Below are 18,519 nucleotides of genomic sequence, written 5' to 3'. Positions count from 1 at the left end.
GCTTATCCCGGAAAGTCGGTCTTGTGGCGCGCCTGTGCGGCGAGGCGGATCGGAGCGTTGGCGGCACCATAGCCCGCATAGCCGCGCCGCTCGACCACTTCGAAGAATACGCGGCGGGCAAAGGCGCGGCTGTAGAACTGGAAGTATTCGGTGTCCTGCCCGTCGTCGCCGGGGGCGCGATCATAGAGCATGTCGTCTGCGGCCATGCGATCGGCGAGTTCGGGATCGATGCCGAGACGGGCCTCGAGATCGTCATGGTAATTGCGCGGGATGGCCAGGCGCGGGAGGCCTTGTGCGGCGGCAGCCTCGGCCGCGGCAAAGGCATCGGGCGTGGCGAACGCGACATGCTGGACGCCCGCGCCGAAGTAATTCTGGACGAAGCGCGAGGTGAGCGACTGCGCTGCGAGCGAGCCGTTGAGCGTGAAGCGCACCGCCTTGTCCGCGCTTTCGACCGCCTGGCTTTGCACGAGGCCCATCGGATCGGCGATCTCGAGCTGCGGGGTTTTCGAAAGATCGAACAGTGCGACGTAGAACAGCAGCCAGCTGAGGAATTCCTCGTACTGCATGGTCTGGGCGATATGGTCGATGCAGGTCAGCAGAGGCCCTTCCGGCGCGGGTTCGAGCGGGTGAGGGAATTCGTGCGCCCACATCGCCGCGCGCGTTGACGCATCGACGAAATAGAGCAGGCTGCCGCCGACCGCGCGGACGCTGGGGATTGGCCATTCATCAGGGCCGACCGCCTGCTCGAAGCGGGGCACGCGCAGGAAATCGGCGCGCGCCAGCGCCGCGGGGACGTCGCCCACCGCCAGGCCGATTGCGCAGACAGATGCGCCGTGAACCATGTCAAAGCTGTGGGCGAGGCCTTCGGGCTCGCAATTGATGACGATGTTGATCGCGCCCTGCTGCCAGCGGGTGACATCCTTCGAGCGGTGGCGTGCGGTGGGGCGAAAACCGAGCGGGCGGAGCATCGCGCCCAGCGTTTCGGCTTCTTCGTGGCTGGCGGCAAATTCGATGAATTCGGTGCCGAGCGGGGTAGCCTTGGGCGGGAGCGTGGCTGCTTCGGCGCTGGGGCGGGCGATACCGCCCTGCATCAGACGCAGCGAGCGGTAGCCATCGAGCGCGACACCGTGGGCCGAGCCAGCCCGGAAGCGGTCGTTGAAGATCTCGAGGCTCCAGTACCCGTCATATCCGATGCGGCGGATCGCATCGGCCCAGTCGTCGAGCGGGAAATCGCCCTGTCCCGGCATCGAGCGGAAATGGCGGCTCCATTGCAGCAGATCCATGTCGAGCACGGGTGCGTCCGCCACCTGCACGATGAACAGCTTGTCGGCGCGGATGTCACCGATCGAGGAGGAGGGGATCTTGCGCGAGAGCGAGTGAAAGCTGTCGAGCACAAGCCCGATGGCGGGGTGGTCTGTATCGCGCACGATGCTCCAGGCATCGCGGTGATCGTTGACGTGGCGACCCCAGGCGAGCGCCTCGTAGCCGATGCGCAGGCCCCGCTTGTCTGCCCGCTCCCCCGCTTCGTGCAGGTCGGCGATGGTGCGCGCGCGGTCGGCATCGGCCAGCGGCGAACAGGACGAGCAGACCAGCAGCAGATCGGTGCCCAGCTCCTGCATCACGTCGAACTTGCGTTCGAGCCGGTCAAAGGCGCGGGCGCGCTGGAGATCGGGCAGGCCTTCGAGATCGCGGAACGGCTGGAACATCGTGCAGGCAAGGCCGAGATCGGCCATCATGGCGGCCACCTCGCGCGCGGAAAGGTGCGTCGAGAGCAGATCGTTCTCGAACACTTCGGCGCCATCGTAGCCGGCAGCGGCAATCGCCTGCAGCTTGGCGTCAAGCGTGCCGCTGATCGATACGGTTGCTATCGAGGTTTTCATGAGCTGACTGCCCGACTCCCGCATCCGGCTCTGTGGCCGGTGTTGACATGTTTAACTGTTAGGGACTAGTTCGTTACATAAATGCCGGGATGTGGCAAGGCCGGGTTTGCAGTCGGGGAGGTTTGCAGGTGGACATTGACGCTGGCGCAATTGTGGCTGGGGAAAACCCTGCCGCGTGCGCGTCGCGGCGCAAGTCACAGGCAGACCGGGTGAACAAATGGCGCTAGGGTCGCCCGCGGCGGAGGCGCTGCATCCCATTTCGGTGCCGGGCCCCGCGTGCGAAGCCCCGGAGGTTGCCGACTTGTCCCGAACAGCAGAGCCCGAAGCCCCGGCGGCAGAGAAGCCCGCCCGCCGCAGCCGCGCCGAAAGCCGCGAGCAGGCGATCAACGAGATCATCGACATCGCTACCGCAGAGTTTGTCGAGAAGGGTCTGGCCGGCGCGCGCATCGACGAGATCGGCACCAAGGCGACCAAGCGCAAGATCTACTACTACTTCGAGGGCAAGGACGAGCTTTATCGCGCGGTGCTGGAGCGCGCCTACCGCCGGGTGCGCGAGAGCGAGGGCGAAGTCGACATCGAGAGCGGCAGTGCCGCCGACGCGCTGCGCCGCCTGATCGAGCACGACGTCCATTACCACGCCCGCCATCCCGAACTGGTGCGGCTGGTGATGAACGAGAACATCCACCGCGCCGAGCATCTGCGCCAGATCCCCTCGCTGCCGCAGGGCAACCGGCGGGTGATCGAAATGCTCGAGAAGATCATCGCGCGCGGGCAGGCCGAGGGGCTGTTCCGCGCCGGTCTGGCTGCGGTCGACCTGCATCTCAACCTGACGGCACTGAGTTTCTACAACGTTTCGAACCAGTTTACCTTCGCGCACAACTTCGGGGTGGACATGACCAGCCCAGAGGCGATCGCGCGGCGGGCGAGCCAGGTATCGGACATCATCCTCGCCTGGGTGACGAAGCAGGACTGATCCTTGCGCCCGGGCCGATGTGGCCCGGCAGTGCAAGGCCGGTCATTCGTCCCTCCGGCGCGGCAGAGGAGAGGGCGAATGGCAATACCCGTGAGCGCCGAGGGTGCGGGCGGTCCTGAAGACTGGACCCGCACGGGGCTGGGCATCGTGGCGCTGTGCTTTGCGATCAACATGGCCGACGGCGTGGACGTGACGATCCTTTCGTTCATCGCGCCCCGGCTTCAGGCCGAATGGGGCATCGGCCCCGATACGATGGGCAGCCTGTTCAGCGCAGGACTTGTCGGCATGGCCATCGGCGGCATGTTCATCGCGCCGCTGGCTGACCGGGTGGGACGGCGCGCGGTGATCCTTGCCGCATTGGCGTTGATGTCGGTCGGCATGTTCGCCAGCAGTTTTGCCGCGAGCGTGCCCGTGCTCTTTGCGATGCGCGTGCTGGTGGGATCCGGGATCGGCACGGTGCTGGCCGCGATGGCCGCGCTTGCTGCCGAAAGCGCGCCGCCGGCCCGGCGCAATCTCGCGGTGGGCGTGGTTCAGGCAGGTTATCCCTTTGCCGCGGTGTTCACCGGGCTGATCGTGGCGCGTCTGCTGCCGGTCTACGGCTGGCAGGCCATGCTCCTGGGTGCCGCCGTGCTGACGGTTGCGCTGTTTCCGGCCGCTTTGCTCGTGTTGCCACACAAGCGGCCGGACGAGGCCGGCACGGTCCGGACCGAGGCAGGGAAGGTTGCGCACCTGTTTGCGCCGGACCTGCGCGCCCGGACGATCGCGCTGTGGTGCGCGGTGTTCTTCGGGCTGATGGTGCTCTATTTCATCGTCAGCTGGATTCCCAAGCTCTCGATCGCGGCGGGGCTGTCGGAAACCAACGGCATCTATGCCGGTGCGCTCTACAACGCCGGTGCCTTCGTCGGAACGATGACGATGAGCTTTCTTGCCTTGCGCGTGCCGCTCGGAAAGCTGGTGCCGACGATGCTGGTGCTGGCGGGCGTGGCGATGGTGGTGTTCGGATCGGTGGCGATGCCGGTCTGGACCACGTTGTGCGTCGCCTTTGCGATCGGCGTCCTGCTGCAGGGCGGATACAATGGCGTCTGGCCGATTGCGGCGGGCGCCTATCCCGAAAAGCTGCGCGCGACGGGCGTGGGCTGGGCGATCGGCGTGGGCCGGGGCGGCGCGGTGATCGGGCCGATGTTGGGCGGATACCTGATGGCAGCCAGCGCGCCGCTGCCGTTCCTGTTTGCGGCTTATTGCGTGCCGCTGGTGATCTGCGCGGGCGCGGCCAGGCTGGTCGAACGCCACAAACGGCCCGTTTCACAAGTGTAACTGGATAGTTACAAGATATTTGACAGGGACTGGTTCGTAACATAAATGGGCAGGGTGAAGGATGGCGAATCAAGCCGTCCGAGGAGGAGGATGACCATGCGTTTGAGGGGCACACGCCTAGCTGTTTCCGCGTCTTTGCTTTCGGTGGGTTTCGCGATCGCCGCGCCCGCACTGGCACAGGATGCCGCCCAGAATGCAGGGCAGGATGCCGCACCTGATGAAGCCGATGCCGCGCCCGCTGCGGACAAGGAAATCGTGGTTACCGGCTCGCTGATCCAGCGCCCGAACAACACCGCGGTCAGCCCCATCGTCACCATCAGCGATGCCAGCATCCGCCAGACCGGCAAGACCAGCCTTGTCGATTCGCTCAACCAGCTTCCCGGCTTCACCGTGGGCGGCAACGAAGCGACCGGCGGCCAGGGCACCGGCGCGCGCGCCAGCATCAACCTTCATGGCCTCGGCACCAACCGCAACCTCGTGCTGCTTGACGGCCGCCGCCTGCCCGTCTCGGACATCCGCGGCAACGTCGACATCAACATCCTGCCCGATGCGATCATCGGCGGCGTCGATGCGATCACCGGCGGTGCTTCGGCGGTCTACGGTTCGGACGCCATGTCGGGCGTGGTCAACTTCAAGTCGATCCGCTCGCTCGAAGGCCTGGTATTCGACGCGCAGAACACGATCAGCTCGCGCGGCGATGCCTACAAGTTCAAGGGTTCGCTCGCAGGCGGCACCACCTTTGCCGAGGGCCGTGGCCACGTCGTCGCAGCCTTTGCATATGCCAAGCAGAACCCGCTGAACGGCAGCCGCCGTTCCTACTTCTTCGACAAGACGCCGTCGGGCTTCATCGGCACCGGCACTTTCGTGCCAAGCGCCCTGAACGCGCCGAGCGCAGCCGCCGTAACCGCGCTGTTCAACAGCTACGGCATCGCCGGTGACCGCAATCCGCTGGGCTCGAACCTCGGCTTCAACAACGACGGCACCCTGTTCACGCAGACCGGCGGGCTCAACTACAAGGGTCCAAACGGCACCGGCGGCTACGCCGTTGTCGGCGGCAACGTGCGCATGCCGGTCGGTCAGCAGATCGACTACATCAACGGGCTTGAGCGCAAGAGCGCGTTCCTCAAGGCTGACTACGACATCACGCCTTCGCTCAACCTCTATGGCCAGCTCATGTATGTGGATCTGACCACCAGCACCGAGAGCGGCGGCAGCCTGACGCAGTTCCCGCGCCTGACCACGATCCCGGTGACAAACCCGTTCATCCCGGCGGACCTGGCCACGATCCTTGCATCGCGCCCCAATCCGACCGCAAACTTCAACTGGAGCGCGCGCTACGTCGGCGTGCCCTACAAGGGCTGGGACGAAAACTACAAGGTCCAGCAGTACCTTGGTGGTCTGAAGGGCGACATCACCGAAGGTTGGACCTTCGACGGCTTCGTTGCCTACGACCGGTCGGTCCACAGCTCGATCATGCACAACGCCGTGCTCAAGAGCCGCGTCCAGCAGCTGCTGAGCGCGCCTGATGGCGGTGCGTCGCTTTGCGCTGGCGGCTTCAATCCGTTCGGCGATGCCAACGCGCGTTCGCTGTCCGATGCCTGCCGCGCCTACATCACCAAGGACGCGGTCAGCAAGGAGCGCCTGAGCCAGACCCAGGCGCAGCTCCAGATCAACGGCAAGCTGTTCGATCTGGGCGCAGGCCCTGCCCAGATCGCGCTCGTTGGCGGCTATCGCCGCAACACCTACGAATACGCGCCAGACTTCGACGTCACGCCGGCATCGGGCTTTGCGCCGAGCGGCAACGTCGAAGCATTCGCTGCCCAGCTTCCGGTCTCGCGCGTCGGGATCAACGTCAAGGAACTGGCCGGCCAGATCGACATTCCGCTGATCTCGGGCAAGCCGTTCTTCGAGGAACTGGGCATTGGCGCAGCCGCGCGCGTCTCCGACTACTCGGTGACCGGCTCGGTCACGAGCTACGAGGCCGACATGCGCTGGAAGCCGGTGGAATCGATCCTGTTCCGCGGCAGCTACCAGCGCGCCGTGCGTGCGCCCAACATCGCCGAACTGTTCTCGCCGCCACAGAACGCGCAGCTTGCCCTCGGCACGCCGCCCGCATCGCTTGGCGATCCATGCGACGTCCGCTCGAGCGCCCGCACCGGCGCGAACGGCGCGAAGGTGGCAGCGCTCTGCGTGGCGCAGGGCGTTCCCGCTGCGCAGATCAGCACTTACCAGTTCCAGACCACTGCGACCGGCTCGACCACCGCGGGCAGCCTCACGGTGACGCCTGAAAAGGCTGACACCTTCAATCTCGGGTTCGTGTTCAACGCACCGCGCGGTGGCGGCGTGTTCGGCGATTTCTCGCTCTCGGTCGACTACTACAACATCAGCATCAAGAACGTGATCTCTGCAATCCCGGGCGGCACGGTGCTGGCGGGCTGCTACAACCTCAACGGGAGCAACCCGAACTACTCGCCGACCGACGCGAACTGCGCGCTGATCTCGCGCGATGGCAACGGCCAGCTCCTGAACGTCAACACGCCGTTCAAGAATCTGGGCGCGCTCAAGACTGACGGCGTCGAGGTGCAGGTGCACTGGGGCATCGGCGTGCCGTTTGTCGCGCAGAGCGGCAGGCTCTATGTCGACTCCGCAATCGGCTACCTTGCCAACTACAAGGTGCAGCTCCTGCCGGGTGCGGCGTTCCTCGATTATACCGGCATCAGCAATGGCTCGGTGTTCGACGCCGGCGCCGTGCCGCCGCGCGCCACGCCCAAGTGGAAGGCGCTGACGACGTTCGGCTATCGTTCGGACGGGCTCAGCTTCGGCCTTCGCTGGAAGTACCAGAACGCACTGGATGACGTGAGCCGGATCAATAGCCCGAACAACGTCGCGCTGGGCGTCCCGTCCTACCAGACCTGGGATCTGTTCAGCTCGGTGAAGGTGAACGATCGCTTCGAACTGCGTGGCGGCGTGAACAACCTGTTCGACCGTGGCCTGCCGTTCGTGGCCAGCAATCAGACGCTGACCGATACCGCACAGTATGACGTGGTCGGCCGTTCGTTCTACGTCGGCGTCCGCGCCACCTTCTGATCTCCCCTGTATCCCGGTGCGGCTTGCGCCGTGCCGGGATTTTTTCGTAACCCAAGGAACAGATGATCCGCTCCGGTCTCATTGGACGCTCCATTCTCGCATCGCGCTCGCCCGAGTTGCACGAGAAGGAAGCGCAGGCACAGGGCCTGGACCTGACGTACGAACTGTTCGACTTCTCGGCCCGCGGGCTGGACGATGCGGATCTCGCCAGCGTCATGGCCGATCTGGTCGAACGCGGCTTCAGCGGTTTCAACGTGACATTTCCGTTCAAGCAGGCCGTCGTGCCGCTGCTCGACGAGCTTGACGAAAGCGCAGCGGCGGTGGGCGCGGTCAACACCGTAGCGATCCGCGACGGACGGCTGATTGGCTACAATACCGACATGGCCGGCTTTCGCGGCTCGGTTCTTGACGGACTGCCGGGGGCGGGCCTGACCCATGTCGTGCAGCTGGGCGCGGGCGGGGCAGGATCTGCTGTTGCCAATGCGCTGCTCTCGATCGGGGTCGAACGGCTCGACCTGGTCGACATCGACGCTGACCGGGCGAGTGCTCTGGCAGCGGACCTTTCCGCACGTTATCCCGGCAGAACGGTCACTTCGGGCAGTCTGGAAGACTTGTCCACGCAGGGCGCTGACGGCATCGTCAACGCCACACCCATCGGCATGAACGGCAAACCCGGCATGCCGCTCGACGCTGGCAAGATTGCCCCGTCGCAATGGGTTGCCGACATCATCTATTTTCCGCCGGAGACTGAGCTGCTTCGGGTCGCACGGGAAAAGGGCTGTGCCGCGATCAATGGCGTCGGCATGGTCGTGGGCCAGGCCGCGCGCGCGTTCGAGATCATCACCGGCCATGTGGCCGATGCCGAACGGATGCGCGCGAGCCTCGGCTGATCCGGCCTAGCCGATTGTCCTGAGATAGCCGATGCTGCTGGTGGCGGCACCCATCGGGTTGTCCGACCGGTCTATCTCGACGAAGAAATGCTTCGCGCCCGATTGGCGCGCGGCAGCGATCAGGCCCGGCAAGTCTAGCTTGCCCGAACCCGCCGGTGCGAAGTCGCCGTTGGCGTCCATGTCCTTGACGTGGCAGCCGAAGAAGCGGCCCGGATTGGCGGCGAGATAGGCCGGGGCATCCTTTCCGGCCTTGTTGATCCAGTAGAGATCGAGCTCCATCTTCACCAGCGCCGGGTCGGTATTGGCGAGGATCCGGTCATAGATGATCTGGCCGTCGAGCATGTCGAATTCGCGCGCGTGATTGTGGAAGGCAAAAGTCACGCCTTCTTCGCGCGCGATCCGCCCGGCTTCATTGAACATCGCGATATAGCCGTCGAGAATGGCCGTGTTGGCCAGCATCTGCGGCATCAGGATCGGCCAGGTGACATAGTGCTGGCCAAGGACCTTCGCCTTGGCGATGCCATCGCGCACGGCGGCGATGGCGCGCGGCAGGGCGAGCTGGATATCGTAGTTCTCGCGGTTCTGCTCGGTCGTGATCTGCTTGCGCGACCATGCGCCGAACGAAGCATAGAGCGCATCGGGCGCGACATGCTGCGAGGGTGAGGCGAGGCCGAAGCGGTCAAACTGCGCGCGCAGCCATTTCGGATCACGCCCGAAGCTGCCGATTGTCTCGACCTCGCGATAGCCGAGCTTCGCCACTTTGCGCAGCGTGCCTTCGAAGTCCTGTTCGAGCGCGGCTATCACCGTAAAGAGCTGCAGGCCCCACTTGCGGCGAGGCCTGGCCACTGCTGGCGCGGCCAGGCCGGTGCCGATGATGGCAGCCGAGGCCCCGAGGAAATGCCTGCGATCCATCGTTTACCTCTCCCATGCCAGTATTTTCTGACACGAAGCTAGAGCAATCCGACAGCGTTGCCAATCAGGCCGGACCTGACTTTCCTGAGAGGGGCAGGCGCAGGACGAAGCAGGCACCGCCGGGGGCATCGGCCAGATCGAGCGCACCGCCACGATTGGCGACGAGCGCGCGGGCGATGGGCAGGCCGAGGCCGGTGCCGCCTTCACCCCGGCGCGTGGTGAAGAACGGATCGAACACGCGGGCGCGATCCGGCTCGGGCACGCCGGGGCCATTATCGTCCAGAGTGATCGTGCCTTCGCGGGTGTCGTGCGCGGCAGATATGGCAAGCTGCGTGGCCCCTGCCTGACGCGCGTTTTCGATCAGCGTGGACAGCACGGTTTCCAGCGCAGCGGCTTCGATCGCCAGAGGCGGCACGGGTCGGGCCACGGTGATGGCAATGGCAAAGCTCTCGCGCTTCATGCCATCGGCAAGGCGGGCGAGGAGGGGGGCAAGCTGCGCGGGCTCGGTCACCTCGCCGCCGCGCATGTCGGCCTGGGCCATTTCCATCAGGCGGCTGACGAGACGCGATAGGCGGTCGGTGTCCTCGCCCATGTTGGCCAGGAAGCGCCGGCGTTCCTGCGCGGTCATGTCCGTCTCGTGGTCCTGCAGCAGTTCGACACCACCGCGCAGGGCGGCAAGCGGCGTCTTGAACTCGTGCGCGAGCGAGGCGGCGAAATCGCGCAAGTAGCGCGAGCGGCGGGCAATCGACTGCGCCATTACTGCGAAATCATCGTAGAGGCTGCGGATCTCGCGCACCTCGAGCGTCGGCCGCAAGGGAGCGGCCTCGTGTCCCGAGGCGAGCGCGCGGGCAGCCTCGCTCAACTTTTCGACCGGGCGGACGATGGCGCGGGCAAGGACGGCGCTCAAGGCGATCAGCAGCGCGAGGATCATCAGCGTGCCCGCGGCGATCTTGCCCGCATCCTCCCACATGCCGCGAAACAGCGCGGCGGGGCTGCGCGAAACCAGCACGACGCCGGCGACCTTCCCGCCGACCATGATCGGCCGCGCGTGGTGAAGGCGGATCGAGGTGCCGCGACTGATCCATTCGAGCGGCGAGGAGCGCGCGTAGCTGTCGTTGTGGCGCAACACGGTGAGCGCACGGCCCGCGAGCGCTGTGCGGACCTCGGGCACGCCCGCAAGGCTTCCGCCCGTCTCGCTGCCATTGAGGACAATGCCGTGGGAATCGAGCAGGACGATGGCCGCCAGTGTGGTGCGGCGAGTCTCGGCGAGGGCAGGCGCGATCCGCTGTGCGAGGTAGACGCCGACCGGATCGGGCGCTTGCCTGACCGCGATGGCATGGGGGCGGGAACCAAGCACGGGCGAGGAGCGCAAGTCGATGCCGGTGGGGATGGGTTCGTAACGCTCCGCCGCGTCGGATGCGGTGTCGGCCGCCGTTTGCGGTGTCGAGTTGAGCAATAGCGCGGCGCTGGCGGCGAGCGCGGCGGACTGCGCGACGACTTCGGCTTCAGTGCGGCGGACGAGGGCATTTTCGTAGACGCGCAGGCCCAGTGCGGCAAAACCGGGGAGCGCTGCCACGAAGACCAGCGTGCCGAAGAACAGCCAGCGCAGCCGCATCACCGGCCAGACCGCGCGGGCCAAAGCGCGCAAGCGCTCGATCAAGCGGCGGCTCCGGTGCAGGGCCCGAGCCGATAGCCGACGCCCGAACGCGTCTCGATCAGGTCATGGCAACCGGCCTCGGCGAACTTGCGGCGCACGTTACGGACGTGGCTGTCTATCGTCCGGTCGGTCACGGCAAAGCGCGGGCCGTGAAGCTGGTCGATAAGCTGGTCGCGCGTGAAGATGCGGGCAGGGGCCGAGGCGAGAGCCTTGAGCAGCGCAAATTCGGTGACGGTAAGATCGACGGCGGTCTCGCGCCAGCGCGCGGTCCAGCCCTCGGCATCGATGGCGAGCCCGCCATGGGCGTGCGTGGCCGTGGGGCTGGCGGGGGTGCGCGGTGCGCTGCGGCGCAGGATCGCCGATGCGCGGGCCACGACCTCACGCGGGGAGAAAGGCTTGACCACGTAATCGTCGCCGCCCAGCTCGATGCCGAGCACGCGATCGAACTCGTCATCGCGCGAGGACAGGAACAGGATCGGAAGGTCGCCGACGGCGCGCAGACGGCGGCACACCTCGAGCCCGTCCATGCGCGGCATGTTGATGTCGAGCACGACGAGATCCGGCGCGCTTTCGGCTACGCGGGACAGTGCCTCCTCGCCATCTGCCGCTTCGCGCGTGGCGATCCCGGCCTTGTCGAATGCGAAGGCGAGGACCTCGCGGATATGGGGATCGTCGTCGACGAGCAGGACGGTGCGCGGCATGGCTTCGTTGTTCAACGAACCGCTCCGGCAGTCAATGACGGGGCTGGCAATGACGGGGCTGGCAATGACGGGGCTGGCGCTGACTCCGGAGCGGGGACGGGGATGGGGGAGCCATCGCAATCGAAGGCGCGATCCGGGCGCGGGCCGATGTCGGGGCCGATCAGGTCGCGCGCGCGATTGAGCCGTGATTGCGACAACCAGTCCCATGCGCCCCATGAAACCTCGTCGGCAAGGCGATAGTGGACCATCAGGCGGACGTTGCGCAGGCGCTGGTGAAACGCCGGAGCAAGCGGGCGGGCCTCGAGTTCGATCAGCGGGAGAAGCGCGGAGCCGTTGAGCGAATTGAGGTAGCACAAGTCGAGCGTGGCACCGTCGCCGTCGATCTCGCGGGCGTGGGCCACATTCCAGCGCGCGGCAATGGCGCCCAGATCGGTAAAGGCGATGATGGTCAGCAGCAGGCCGAGCGCGGCGCAGTTGGCGTTGATCAGCCAGCCGGTGCTTTTGCCTGCGAGCATACGCCAAAGCACGAGGACAAGGCCGAGCGCGACCAGCGCCATCCACAACAGCGCGGCAATGCGCAGGATCGTCAGCGAATAGGCCTCGACATAGTCCAGCGTGCGCAGGGCGGCGTTGAGGACGAGAAACAGGTTCTGTGCGGTCCAGGCCATGACAAGGCGGCGGATCAGCGGATTTTCCGCCATGCGCGATCCAGGGCGCAGCGCAATCAGCACGAACAGCGCGGCAAGCAGCGCGGTGACGACGAGCGGATAGGCGCCGCGATGGGCATAGGCGGCAAGCGTCATGCCTTCGGGCAGGGGGACGAGACCCCAGAGCCAGGCAGCGTCCATGGCGTTCTGAATGAGGAACAGCGCGTTGAAGGCGATGAGCGAGATCAGCACCGAGGCGGGCGAAACGCCGGGGATCGCGGCATCGCCCGCGCCGTCGAACGTGCCCAGCAGGTTGCGGGCCATGTGCGGGCGGAGCAATCCCCAGGCGAGCCAGACAAGCACCGCCCACAGGATCATGCGGCCGATCATGCTTTCATCCAGGCCCGGCAGGCTGAGCGAGGTGAGCCACGCGTCGATCACCGGATTGGCGGCAGAGAACAGCGCGATGAAAGCGGCCGTGCCAAGGACCGGAAGGATCAGCATGGGCAGTGTCGTGCGCAGGCTTGGGCCAGTGTGCTTGCGACGGGCGTTGGCACGCGCGCGGCGGATTAGATCCGGAATCGGCCCGGCGAGCGAGACGAGGCCGTGGTAGAAAAGCCGCTGGAACCAGCGCCAGCCGTTATCGAACGCCGCCGTGCGGGGCAGCAGCGTGGCCATGCCCGCGGCGGTCCAGAACAGCATCCACGCCAGCGGACTGGCGCTGATTGCCATGGCCAGCGCATAGAGTGCGGCCAGGATCAGGGCGAGGCGGGCACGGGGCTGGAAAGTCACCGCCGGGCGCGCGATGGCGAGGGCCAGCAGCAGGGCAAGGCCATAGAGCCCGAAAGTGCCACCGTGGAGGCCAAGGCGGAAGAACAGCACATCGCCCAGCGCGATCAGGGCACCGACAAGGATGCGTCTTGCCCAGCAAGAGCTTCGCCAGCGTGCGGTCATCGTCCTTCGTCTCCTTTGTCTTGCGTCGAGGAGACGGTTTTGGCGCAGGCTTGTGCGCCGGTGATGGTCGAGGCTGTGCTGTTGTCGTGCAGGAAATGTGCAGAGGGGCGGCGTGCAGCAGATCAGAATCATGCTCGCAAGGACGAGATGTGGCGCTGATATCAGTCGTCAGGCGCGGCGGCGCGGTCGATCATGTCCATGAAGTTGCGCGCGGCGTCGCGTTGCCCTGCGTCCTTGAACGTCACGTCGAGATCGGGGGCGGCGCCCAGCATGTAGAGGATCGACCAGAGGGCGAACCGGCGGGCAGGATCGCGATCGAGGCCGAGCGCGACGCGCATCTGTTCGGTCCCGCCTTCAAAGGCTTCGGGGGATACCTGCGTGAGTTCGGCGGTGCCGAAAAAGCGGCGGAGCTGGTCGTCGAAATCCATGGCCACTCTATCGGCGCGGCTTGTGCGCCACGCAAGGGGCGTGGCATGGCCGCCCGATGGCCAGGAAGAAGCGCTACCTTACCGCAAAGATGCCCGATGGCTACGTCAAGACGATCGGCCCGACGAGCGACAGCTTCACGCATTACTGGCGGATCGTCGCCGTGCTCGAGAACGGCAAGACCGAAGTGTTCTGGGGCCACGCGCGTTCGCTGGCCGAGGCAAAGGCCAAGCGCCAGCCCGCGCAGGACGCGGCGAAGATGCGCGGGTGGAGGAGCTTTGCGTTCGAGATTGCCGAACTGGTCGAGACGCCGGCCTGATCCAGGGTCAGGACCTATTAATCCCACCGTCGAGGCGTCGGAATGGCGAACATATCGGGCGGATACTCGCACCGGGAAGGCTGGTTGCCTTTCCAAGCGAGTATCCGGTCGAGATGGAAGCCATTCCGGCGTCCCGCAGGGATTTGACCAAAATGGCCCGGCGCTGCGTTGGAAAGGTTTGAAATAGAACCACTATTCCTGCACCTTTCCGCCTTGCACCAGGCCATTTTGCCTCAAACCTCGAAGGTGGGACTAATAGGTCCTGACCCTATCGCCGCTGCTCCACGATCGCCACGCCCCATGCAGGAAGGTCGAGCGTACCGCCCGCTCCGATCGGCTTGCCGCTGAGCAGCTCGGTTCCGGCGGGTGCTGCCACGCTGCGCGCCTGCGCGGAGAAGTTTAGCAGGTAGCTGACCGCGTGCCCGTTGTTCAGCGTGCCACCGCGCACGATCAGCGGGAAGCGCGCTTCGGGCAGGGAAACGCCTGCGTTGCGCGCCTCTTCGCGCAGGATCTTCTCGGCCAGCGCCTCACCCGGCATGAAGCCGACATAGGCGACCGAGCCGGAGCCCCAGCGATTGCGCGTGACCGCTGCGTATCCGGGCCATTGCGGGTGCTTGTAGCGCGCCAGTACGGTGGCGGTGGTGGGTTCGAGGAACTCCATCCACTGGGTGACGGCATTGTCCTTTTCGCCCACTGCGAAAGGATCGCCGTCGAGGGTCGCGCTCTCGGGCACCGCGAACTGGCTGTAAGTCACGCCTGCGGCCTCGGCGATCAGGCCGGGCTGGGTCACGGCACGGACCTTGGTGTTCTCGTCCGAAAAGCCGCTCTTGAAGGTGTAGAGCAGGTGCCCACCTGCCTTGGCATAGGCGTTGAGCCGGGCGATCTCGGCCTCGCTTGCCGCATAGAGCGCAGGTACGATCACCAGTTTGTAACGGCCAAGATCGACCTTGCTGTCGGGCGAGACGAAATCGACCTCGATGTTCTGCCGGTAGAGCGCGTCATAATAGCGCCGGACGACATCGTTGTAGGCGGGCGAGCCTCCGGTGATGAAAGTGAAGGCGTCCATGCCCGAAAGCGCGGTGTTGCTGACGTAGATCGCGACCTTGTTGGTCTTCTTCAGATTGACCAGCCGCTTGCCCAGCCGTTTCAGGTCTGCGCCGATCGTGGCCGCTTCATTGAAGGTGGGGTTGGGCTTGAAGTCCTGTGTCAAAAGCCCGCGCCAGTAAGTTTCGATGCCGTTCGCGGTGGTGCCCCAGTGCCAGTATTCGAGCATGTTGGCGCCGCTGGCGAGGTGGCTGAACGCCTGGAGGCGCAGCTGGCCGGGATAAGGCGTCCAGAACGGGAAGCCCTGTGCCTGCGTTTCAAGCACGAGGTAGTTCTGTCCGTCCTTGATGGAGCGCGCGATGTCGCCGCCGAGCGCAATCTCGGCCCCGGTCAGCTGCGCTTGCGCGGGGTGGTAGATGTCGATCCCCGCCACATCGAGCGCCCTGCCGGCCTGCCAGTGATCGACCTCGGGCTGGACGCCGTAGGAATGGCCTTTCCACGCAAGGTCGAAATTCTGCGTCACGAACTGGCCGGGCTTGGCGTGGGCGCGCACAAGATCGGCCTGCCATGCGAGGTATTCCGTCACAAGCGAGCGTTGGAAGCGGAGGAAGGCGTTCGAGAGGCTGGCATTGATCGAGCCGTTGACCGAGGGAAAATCCTCCCAGCGGTTGATGCGGTTGCTCCAGTAATCGAGACCGAAGGCCTTGTTCAGATCTTCGAGCCTGGGGAACTGGCGCTTCATCTCGGCCTGGAACGCGGCCTGCACGTTGGGGCCGCTGGTGCCGTAGGCCTTGGTCTCGTTATCGATCTGATAGCCGATCACCGCCGGATCGTTGCGCACATGATCGACCAGCGCGACGATCACGCGCTGTCCGGCGGCGCGGAAATCGGGATCGGTGATATCCATGTTCTGGCGCGGACCATAGGCGGCGGGGCCTTCCTTGCGCTGGACCAGCACGCCGGGGTGCTCCTTGGCCAGCCAGGTCGGGATCGCATAAGTCGGCGTGCCGACGATCACCTTGATGCCGTGGCGATTCATTGCCGCGAGCGTGCGGTCGACATGGGAGAAATCGAACACGCCGGGGGTGCGTTCGAGCGTGCCCCAGGTGCTTTCGGCAATGCGCACGACGGTGATCCCCGCCGCCGCCATCATCGCGGCATCTTCCTCGACCCGGTCGGTCGGGGCATATTCGTCGTAATAGGCCGCGCCGAACAGCACCGTATCGGAGAGCCTGGCCTCGGCGGCGCAGGCGGGCGACGTCGCGGCAAGGGCTGCTCCTGCCAGCGCGAAGAGTGCGGAGCGGGCTGCTGCGGTCATCGAAGTCTCTCCCATCAGAATGTTCAAGCGCGGGCCTGCTGCCAGCTTGCGATCAGCGCCGCCGCGCGCGTGCCCACGTCAGCCGCGCTGCGCCCTGGCGCGTAGAGCGAGGAGCCGATCCCGAAGCCTGCGGCGCCTGCGGCGAGGTAGGCGGGCATGGTGCCGGGATCGATGCCGCCGACCGGGAACACGCGGGTTCCGGGCGGAAGGACCGCGCGGACCGCCTTGAGCGTGGCCGGGCCTGCGGCTTCGGCCGGGAAGAGCTTGAGCGCGTCTGCACCGGCGGAAAGCGCGCGGAAAGCCTCGGTAGGCGTGAAGAACGCAGGCAGCGACGCCATGCCTGCCGCCTTGGTCGCGCTGATTACGTCGACGTCGGCGTTGGGCGAGATGACGATCCCACCGCCAGCGTCCTTCACGCGCGCCACATCGGCGACGGTCAGGACGGTGCCCGCGCCGACCAAAGCGCGGTTGCCCAGATGTGCTGCCATCGCAGCGATCGAGGCGAAGGGATCGGGCGAATTCAGCGGCACCTCAAGGCAGCGGAAGCCCGCCTCAAAAAGTGCCTCGGCCACAGGCACGGCTTCGGCGCGCGTGATCCCGCGCAGGATGGCGATGAGCGGCAGCGCCCCGAGCGCTTCGTCGAGAGTCACAGGCATTCTCCGATGGCCCAGAGGCCGCGACCGGCGGCAAGATCGCCGTCGATGGTTTCGATCCGGCTGGCTCCGGCAAGCCGGAGCGCGGTCTCGTAGCGTGCGACGAGATGCGGGCTGCCGATCAGCGTGGCGGCTCCGGCCTCGCGCAACCGCGCGCCGAACCCGGCGATCTCGCCGCCGATCAGCAGGCCCGAAAGATAGCTCTCGACCGCGTTGGGTGGCAGGTCACCGAGCAGGACGCCGGCGCGGGCCGAGAACAGCAGCGGTCCGAAGCCGCCTGCCTCGAGCGCGCGGGTGACGCCTCTGGCGAAGGCCCCTTCATCAAACGGACCTTCGCAGGCGAGTTGTCCGAGCAGCGAATGCTGGCGCAGAAGGGCGAAAAGTTCGCCAGTCATCGCGGTGGCAAAAGTGACTATGCGGCCCTGTTCGAGCGTGGCCCATTTGCTGTGCGTGCCGGGCAGGATGACGAGGCCGTCCGTCAGCCCTACGCCAAGCAGCTGGGTTTCCTCGCCGCGCATGACGTCGGCGCTCCCACCGGCAGCGCGCGCGCTAAGGCCCGGAACGATCACCGCGCGGCCCAGCGAGGTTTCTGTGGGCAGCGCGGCTGCGGCTAGCGCGGAGGGAGATGCGGGGCAGGGCAGATAGGCCGCTTCACGCCAGCCATTGCGTCCGCCGACCATGCCCGCCAGCACGATCGGGGTGGAGCCATCGGTCCAGCCTTCGACAATTTCGGCGAGAACCGGCTCGAACTCGTGCGGAGCAAGGCCGCCCGCGCCTCGCGGGGAAGCACGGCATTCGAGTACGTCGCCGCCGGGACCAAAGCGGAAGGCGCGCAGGTTGGTCGTGCCCCAGTCGACGCCGATCAGCGTGCTCATCCGGCGAACGCCCGCGCGGGCAGGCCGCGCACGCCGGGATCGACTTCGAACAGGCAGCCCGCTTGCGGCTCGTCGAGCCTTCGGTCGGCCGAGGAGGTCACGAACATGCGATCGAGATCGGGCCCGGCGAAGGTCATGCTGGTGATGTTGGTGGCGGGCAGCGTGATGGCGCGCATCTGGCGTCCCTCGGGATCGAAGCGGCTGATCCGCGCACCTTCCCAGTGCGCGACCCATAGGCAGCCCTCGGCATCGGTGGTCATGCCGTCCGGGTGGCCCCATGCATCGTCGAACCGCAGGAACAGGCGCTTGTTCGACAATGTGCCGTCAGGTGCGAGATCGAAAGCGAAGATCGTCCGCGCGCCGCTGTCGGTGTGATAGAGCGTTTTGCCGTCCGGGCTGAAGGTCGGGCCATTGGTGACCTGATAGCTATCGTCGTGGCGTGACCATGTGAGATCGGGATCGAGCCTATAGAGCGCACCGCTGGCGGCGGTATCGGTATCGTCCTTCGATCCGGCCCAGATGCGCCCCGCGTGATCGACCTTGGCATCGTTGAGGCGGTTGTCAGGGCGATCGGGCTCGGGATCGCCGATGGAGGAAAGGGCGCCCGTATCCAAATCGAAATGGTGGAAGCCGCTCTTGAGGCCAATCACGAAATCGCTGCGCCCGACGCGCGGAATGATCCAGCCGATGCGCTCGTCGAACGCGCGCCGGCCCGTCTCGCCGCTGGCCAGATCCAGCCAGTTGAGTGCGGGCGCGAGGATATCGACCCAGAACAGGCGATTGCGTTCCGGTACCCAGACCGGGCCTTCGCCAAGCAGATCGCGATGGCCGCGTTCGATAGTGTGCAGGAGCATCAGCGTGCGCACCAG

General features: G+C 66.1%; 15 protein-coding genes. 5 read left to right on the top strand and 10 right to left on the bottom strand.

Features of this window, described 5'->3' with window-relative positions; genetic code table 11:
• Nucleotides 1-2: 2 nt before the first annotated feature.
• Nucleotides 3-1,880, bottom strand: a complete 1,878-nt coding sequence (locus AC2A04_RS12685) for a bifunctional sugar phosphate isomerase/epimerase/4-hydroxyphenylpyruvate dioxygenase family protein (protein WP_484212709.1) — start codon at nucleotides 1,878-1,880, stop codon at nucleotides 3-5.
• 301 nt (nucleotides 1,881-2,181) lie between these two features.
• On the opposite strand from AC2A04_RS12685, the gene AC2A04_RS12680 reads away from it, so the two are divergent.
• The 4 genes from AC2A04_RS12680 to AC2A04_RS12665 all read left to right on the top strand — a co-directional run bounded on the left by AC2A04_RS12680 (nucleotide 2,182) and on the right by AC2A04_RS12665 (nucleotide 8,144).
• Nucleotides 2,182-2,853, top strand: a complete 672-nt coding sequence (locus tag AC2A04_RS12680) for a TetR/AcrR family transcriptional regulator (protein WP_484212708.1) — start codon at nucleotides 2,182-2,184, stop codon at nucleotides 2,851-2,853.
• A 78-nt stretch (nucleotides 2,854-2,931) separates the two neighbouring features.
• On the top strand, nucleotides 2,932-4,167 hold the full coding sequence (locus AC2A04_RS12675; protein WP_484212707.1) for an MFS transporter: 1,236 nt from the start codon (nucleotides 2,932-2,934) through the stop codon (nucleotides 4,165-4,167).
• Between the two features lie 144 nt (nucleotides 4,168-4,311).
• On the top strand, nucleotides 4,312-7,254 hold the full coding sequence (locus AC2A04_RS12670; protein ID WP_484212706.1) for a TonB-dependent receptor domain-containing protein: 2,943 nt from the start codon (nucleotides 4,312-4,314) through the stop codon (nucleotides 7,252-7,254).
• Between the two features lie 62 nt (nucleotides 7,255-7,316).
• Entirely contained in the window at nucleotides 7,317-8,144 is an 828-nt protein-coding gene (locus AC2A04_RS12665; RefSeq protein ID WP_484212705.1) for a shikimate dehydrogenase, read from the top strand.
• A gap of 6 nt (nucleotides 8,145-8,150) precedes the next feature.
• Here the strand turns inward: AC2A04_RS12665 and AC2A04_RS12660 are convergent, their stop codons facing one another.
• From AC2A04_RS12660 to AC2A04_RS12640, 5 genes are all read right to left on the bottom strand, one after another.
• Nucleotides 8,151-9,056, bottom strand: a complete 906-nt coding sequence (locus AC2A04_RS12660) for a sugar phosphate isomerase/epimerase family protein (protein ID WP_484212704.1) — start codon at nucleotides 9,054-9,056, stop codon at nucleotides 8,151-8,153.
• Nucleotides 9,057-9,120: 64 nt separating this feature from the next.
• A complete protein-coding gene (locus AC2A04_RS12655) occupies nucleotides 9,121-10,716 on the bottom strand; it encodes a HAMP domain-containing sensor histidine kinase (RefSeq protein WP_484212703.1) in 1,596 nt (531 codons plus the stop codon).
• Entirely contained in the window at nucleotides 10,713-11,429 is a 717-nt protein-coding gene (locus AC2A04_RS12650; RefSeq protein ID WP_484212702.1) for a response regulator transcription factor, read from the bottom strand. The genes AC2A04_RS12655 and AC2A04_RS12650 overlap by 4 nt, the downstream gene beginning before the upstream one ends.
• Nucleotides 11,426-13,015, bottom strand: a complete 1,590-nt coding sequence (locus tag AC2A04_RS12645) for a DUF4153 domain-containing protein (RefSeq protein WP_484212701.1) — start codon at nucleotides 13,013-13,015, stop codon at nucleotides 11,426-11,428. The genes AC2A04_RS12650 and AC2A04_RS12645 overlap by 4 nt, the downstream gene beginning before the upstream one ends.
• Before the next feature lie 161 nt (nucleotides 13,016-13,176).
• Entirely contained in the window at nucleotides 13,177-13,443 is a 267-nt protein-coding gene (locus AC2A04_RS12640) for a hypothetical protein (RefSeq protein WP_484212700.1), read from the bottom strand.
• A gap of 56 nt (nucleotides 13,444-13,499) precedes the next feature.
• On the opposite strand from AC2A04_RS12640, the gene AC2A04_RS12635 reads away from it, so the two are divergent.
• On the top strand, nucleotides 13,500-13,760 hold the full coding sequence (locus AC2A04_RS12635) for a hypothetical protein (RefSeq protein ID WP_484212699.1): 261 nt from the start codon (nucleotides 13,500-13,502) through the stop codon (nucleotides 13,758-13,760).
• Between the two features lie 268 nt (nucleotides 13,761-14,028).
• On the opposite strand, the gene AC2A04_RS12630 is transcribed toward AC2A04_RS12635, so the two are convergent.
• Genes AC2A04_RS12630 through AC2A04_RS12615 form a run of 4 tightly spaced genes read right to left on the bottom strand, consistent with a single transcriptional unit; the run spans nucleotide 14,029 to nucleotide 18,516 of the window.
• The gene (locus tag AC2A04_RS12630; protein ID WP_484212698.1) at nucleotides 14,029-16,122 is read right to left on the bottom strand and encodes a beta-galactosidase; all 2,094 of its coding nucleotides are present in this window, start codon (nucleotides 16,120-16,122) and stop codon (nucleotides 14,029-14,031) included.
• 23 nt (nucleotides 16,123-16,145) lie between these two features.
• Nucleotides 16,146-16,778: a 2-dehydro-3-deoxy-6-phosphogalactonate aldolase gene (locus AC2A04_RS12625; protein ID WP_484212697.1), complete on the bottom strand. Its 633-nt coding sequence runs from the start codon at nucleotides 16,776-16,778 to the stop codon at nucleotides 16,146-16,148.
• Nucleotides 16,769-17,650, bottom strand: a complete 882-nt coding sequence (locus AC2A04_RS12620; RefSeq protein WP_484212696.1) for a 2-dehydro-3-deoxygalactonokinase — start codon at nucleotides 17,648-17,650, stop codon at nucleotides 16,769-16,771. The genes AC2A04_RS12625 and AC2A04_RS12620 overlap by 10 nt, the downstream gene beginning before the upstream one ends.
• Nucleotides 17,647-18,516 (bottom strand): SMP-30/gluconolactonase/LRE family protein, encoded by an 870-nt coding sequence (locus tag AC2A04_RS12615; RefSeq protein ID WP_484212695.1) that lies wholly within the window; start codon nucleotides 18,514-18,516, stop codon nucleotides 17,647-17,649. The genes AC2A04_RS12620 and AC2A04_RS12615 overlap by 4 nt, the downstream gene beginning before the upstream one ends.
• Nucleotides 18,517-18,519 lie beyond the last annotated feature (3 nt).

It is taken from the genome of Novosphingobium sp. HNCC26DJ243, from assembly GCF_057180545.1.
The sequence above is the reverse complement of the archived record's forward strand: the minus strand, read 5'-3'. Positions and strand labels throughout refer to the sequence as shown.

Bases quoted from the DNA above. Each gene is read 5' to 3' on its own strand.
- AC2A04_RS12635 (WP_484212699.1), top strand. From the start codon at position 13,500: ATGGCCAGGAAGAAGCGCTACCTTACCGCAAAGATGCCCGATGGCTAC.
- AC2A04_RS12660 (WP_484212704.1), bottom strand. From the start codon at position 9,056: ATGGATCGCAGGCATTTCCTCGGGGCCTCGGCTGCCATCATCGGCACC.
- AC2A04_RS12640 (WP_484212700.1), bottom strand. From the start codon at position 13,443: ATGGATTTCGACGACCAGCTCCGCCGCTTTTTCGGCACCGCCGAACTC.
- AC2A04_RS12630 (WP_484212698.1), bottom strand. From the start codon at position 16,122: ATGACCGCAGCAGCCCGCTCCGCACTCTTCGCGCTGGCAGGAGCAGCC.
- AC2A04_RS12620 (WP_484212696.1), bottom strand. From the start codon at position 17,650: ATGAGCACGCTGATCGGCGTCGACTGGGGCACGACCAACCTGCGCGCC.
- AC2A04_RS12675 (WP_484212707.1), top strand. From the start codon at position 2,932: ATGGCAATACCCGTGAGCGCCGAGGGTGCGGGCGGTCCTGAAGACTGG.
- AC2A04_RS12625 (WP_484212697.1), bottom strand. From the start codon at position 16,778: ATGCCTGTGACTCTCGACGAAGCGCTCGGGGCGCTGCCGCTCATCGCC.
- AC2A04_RS12645 (WP_484212701.1), bottom strand. From the start codon at position 13,015: ATGACCGCACGCTGGCGAAGCTCTTGCTGGGCAAGACGCATCCTTGTC.
- AC2A04_RS12665 (WP_484212705.1), top strand. From the start codon at position 7,317: ATGATCCGCTCCGGTCTCATTGGACGCTCCATTCTCGCATCGCGCTCG.
- AC2A04_RS12685 (WP_484212709.1), bottom strand. From the start codon at position 1,880: ATGAAAACCTCGATAGCAACCGTATCGATCAGCGGCACGCTTGACGCC.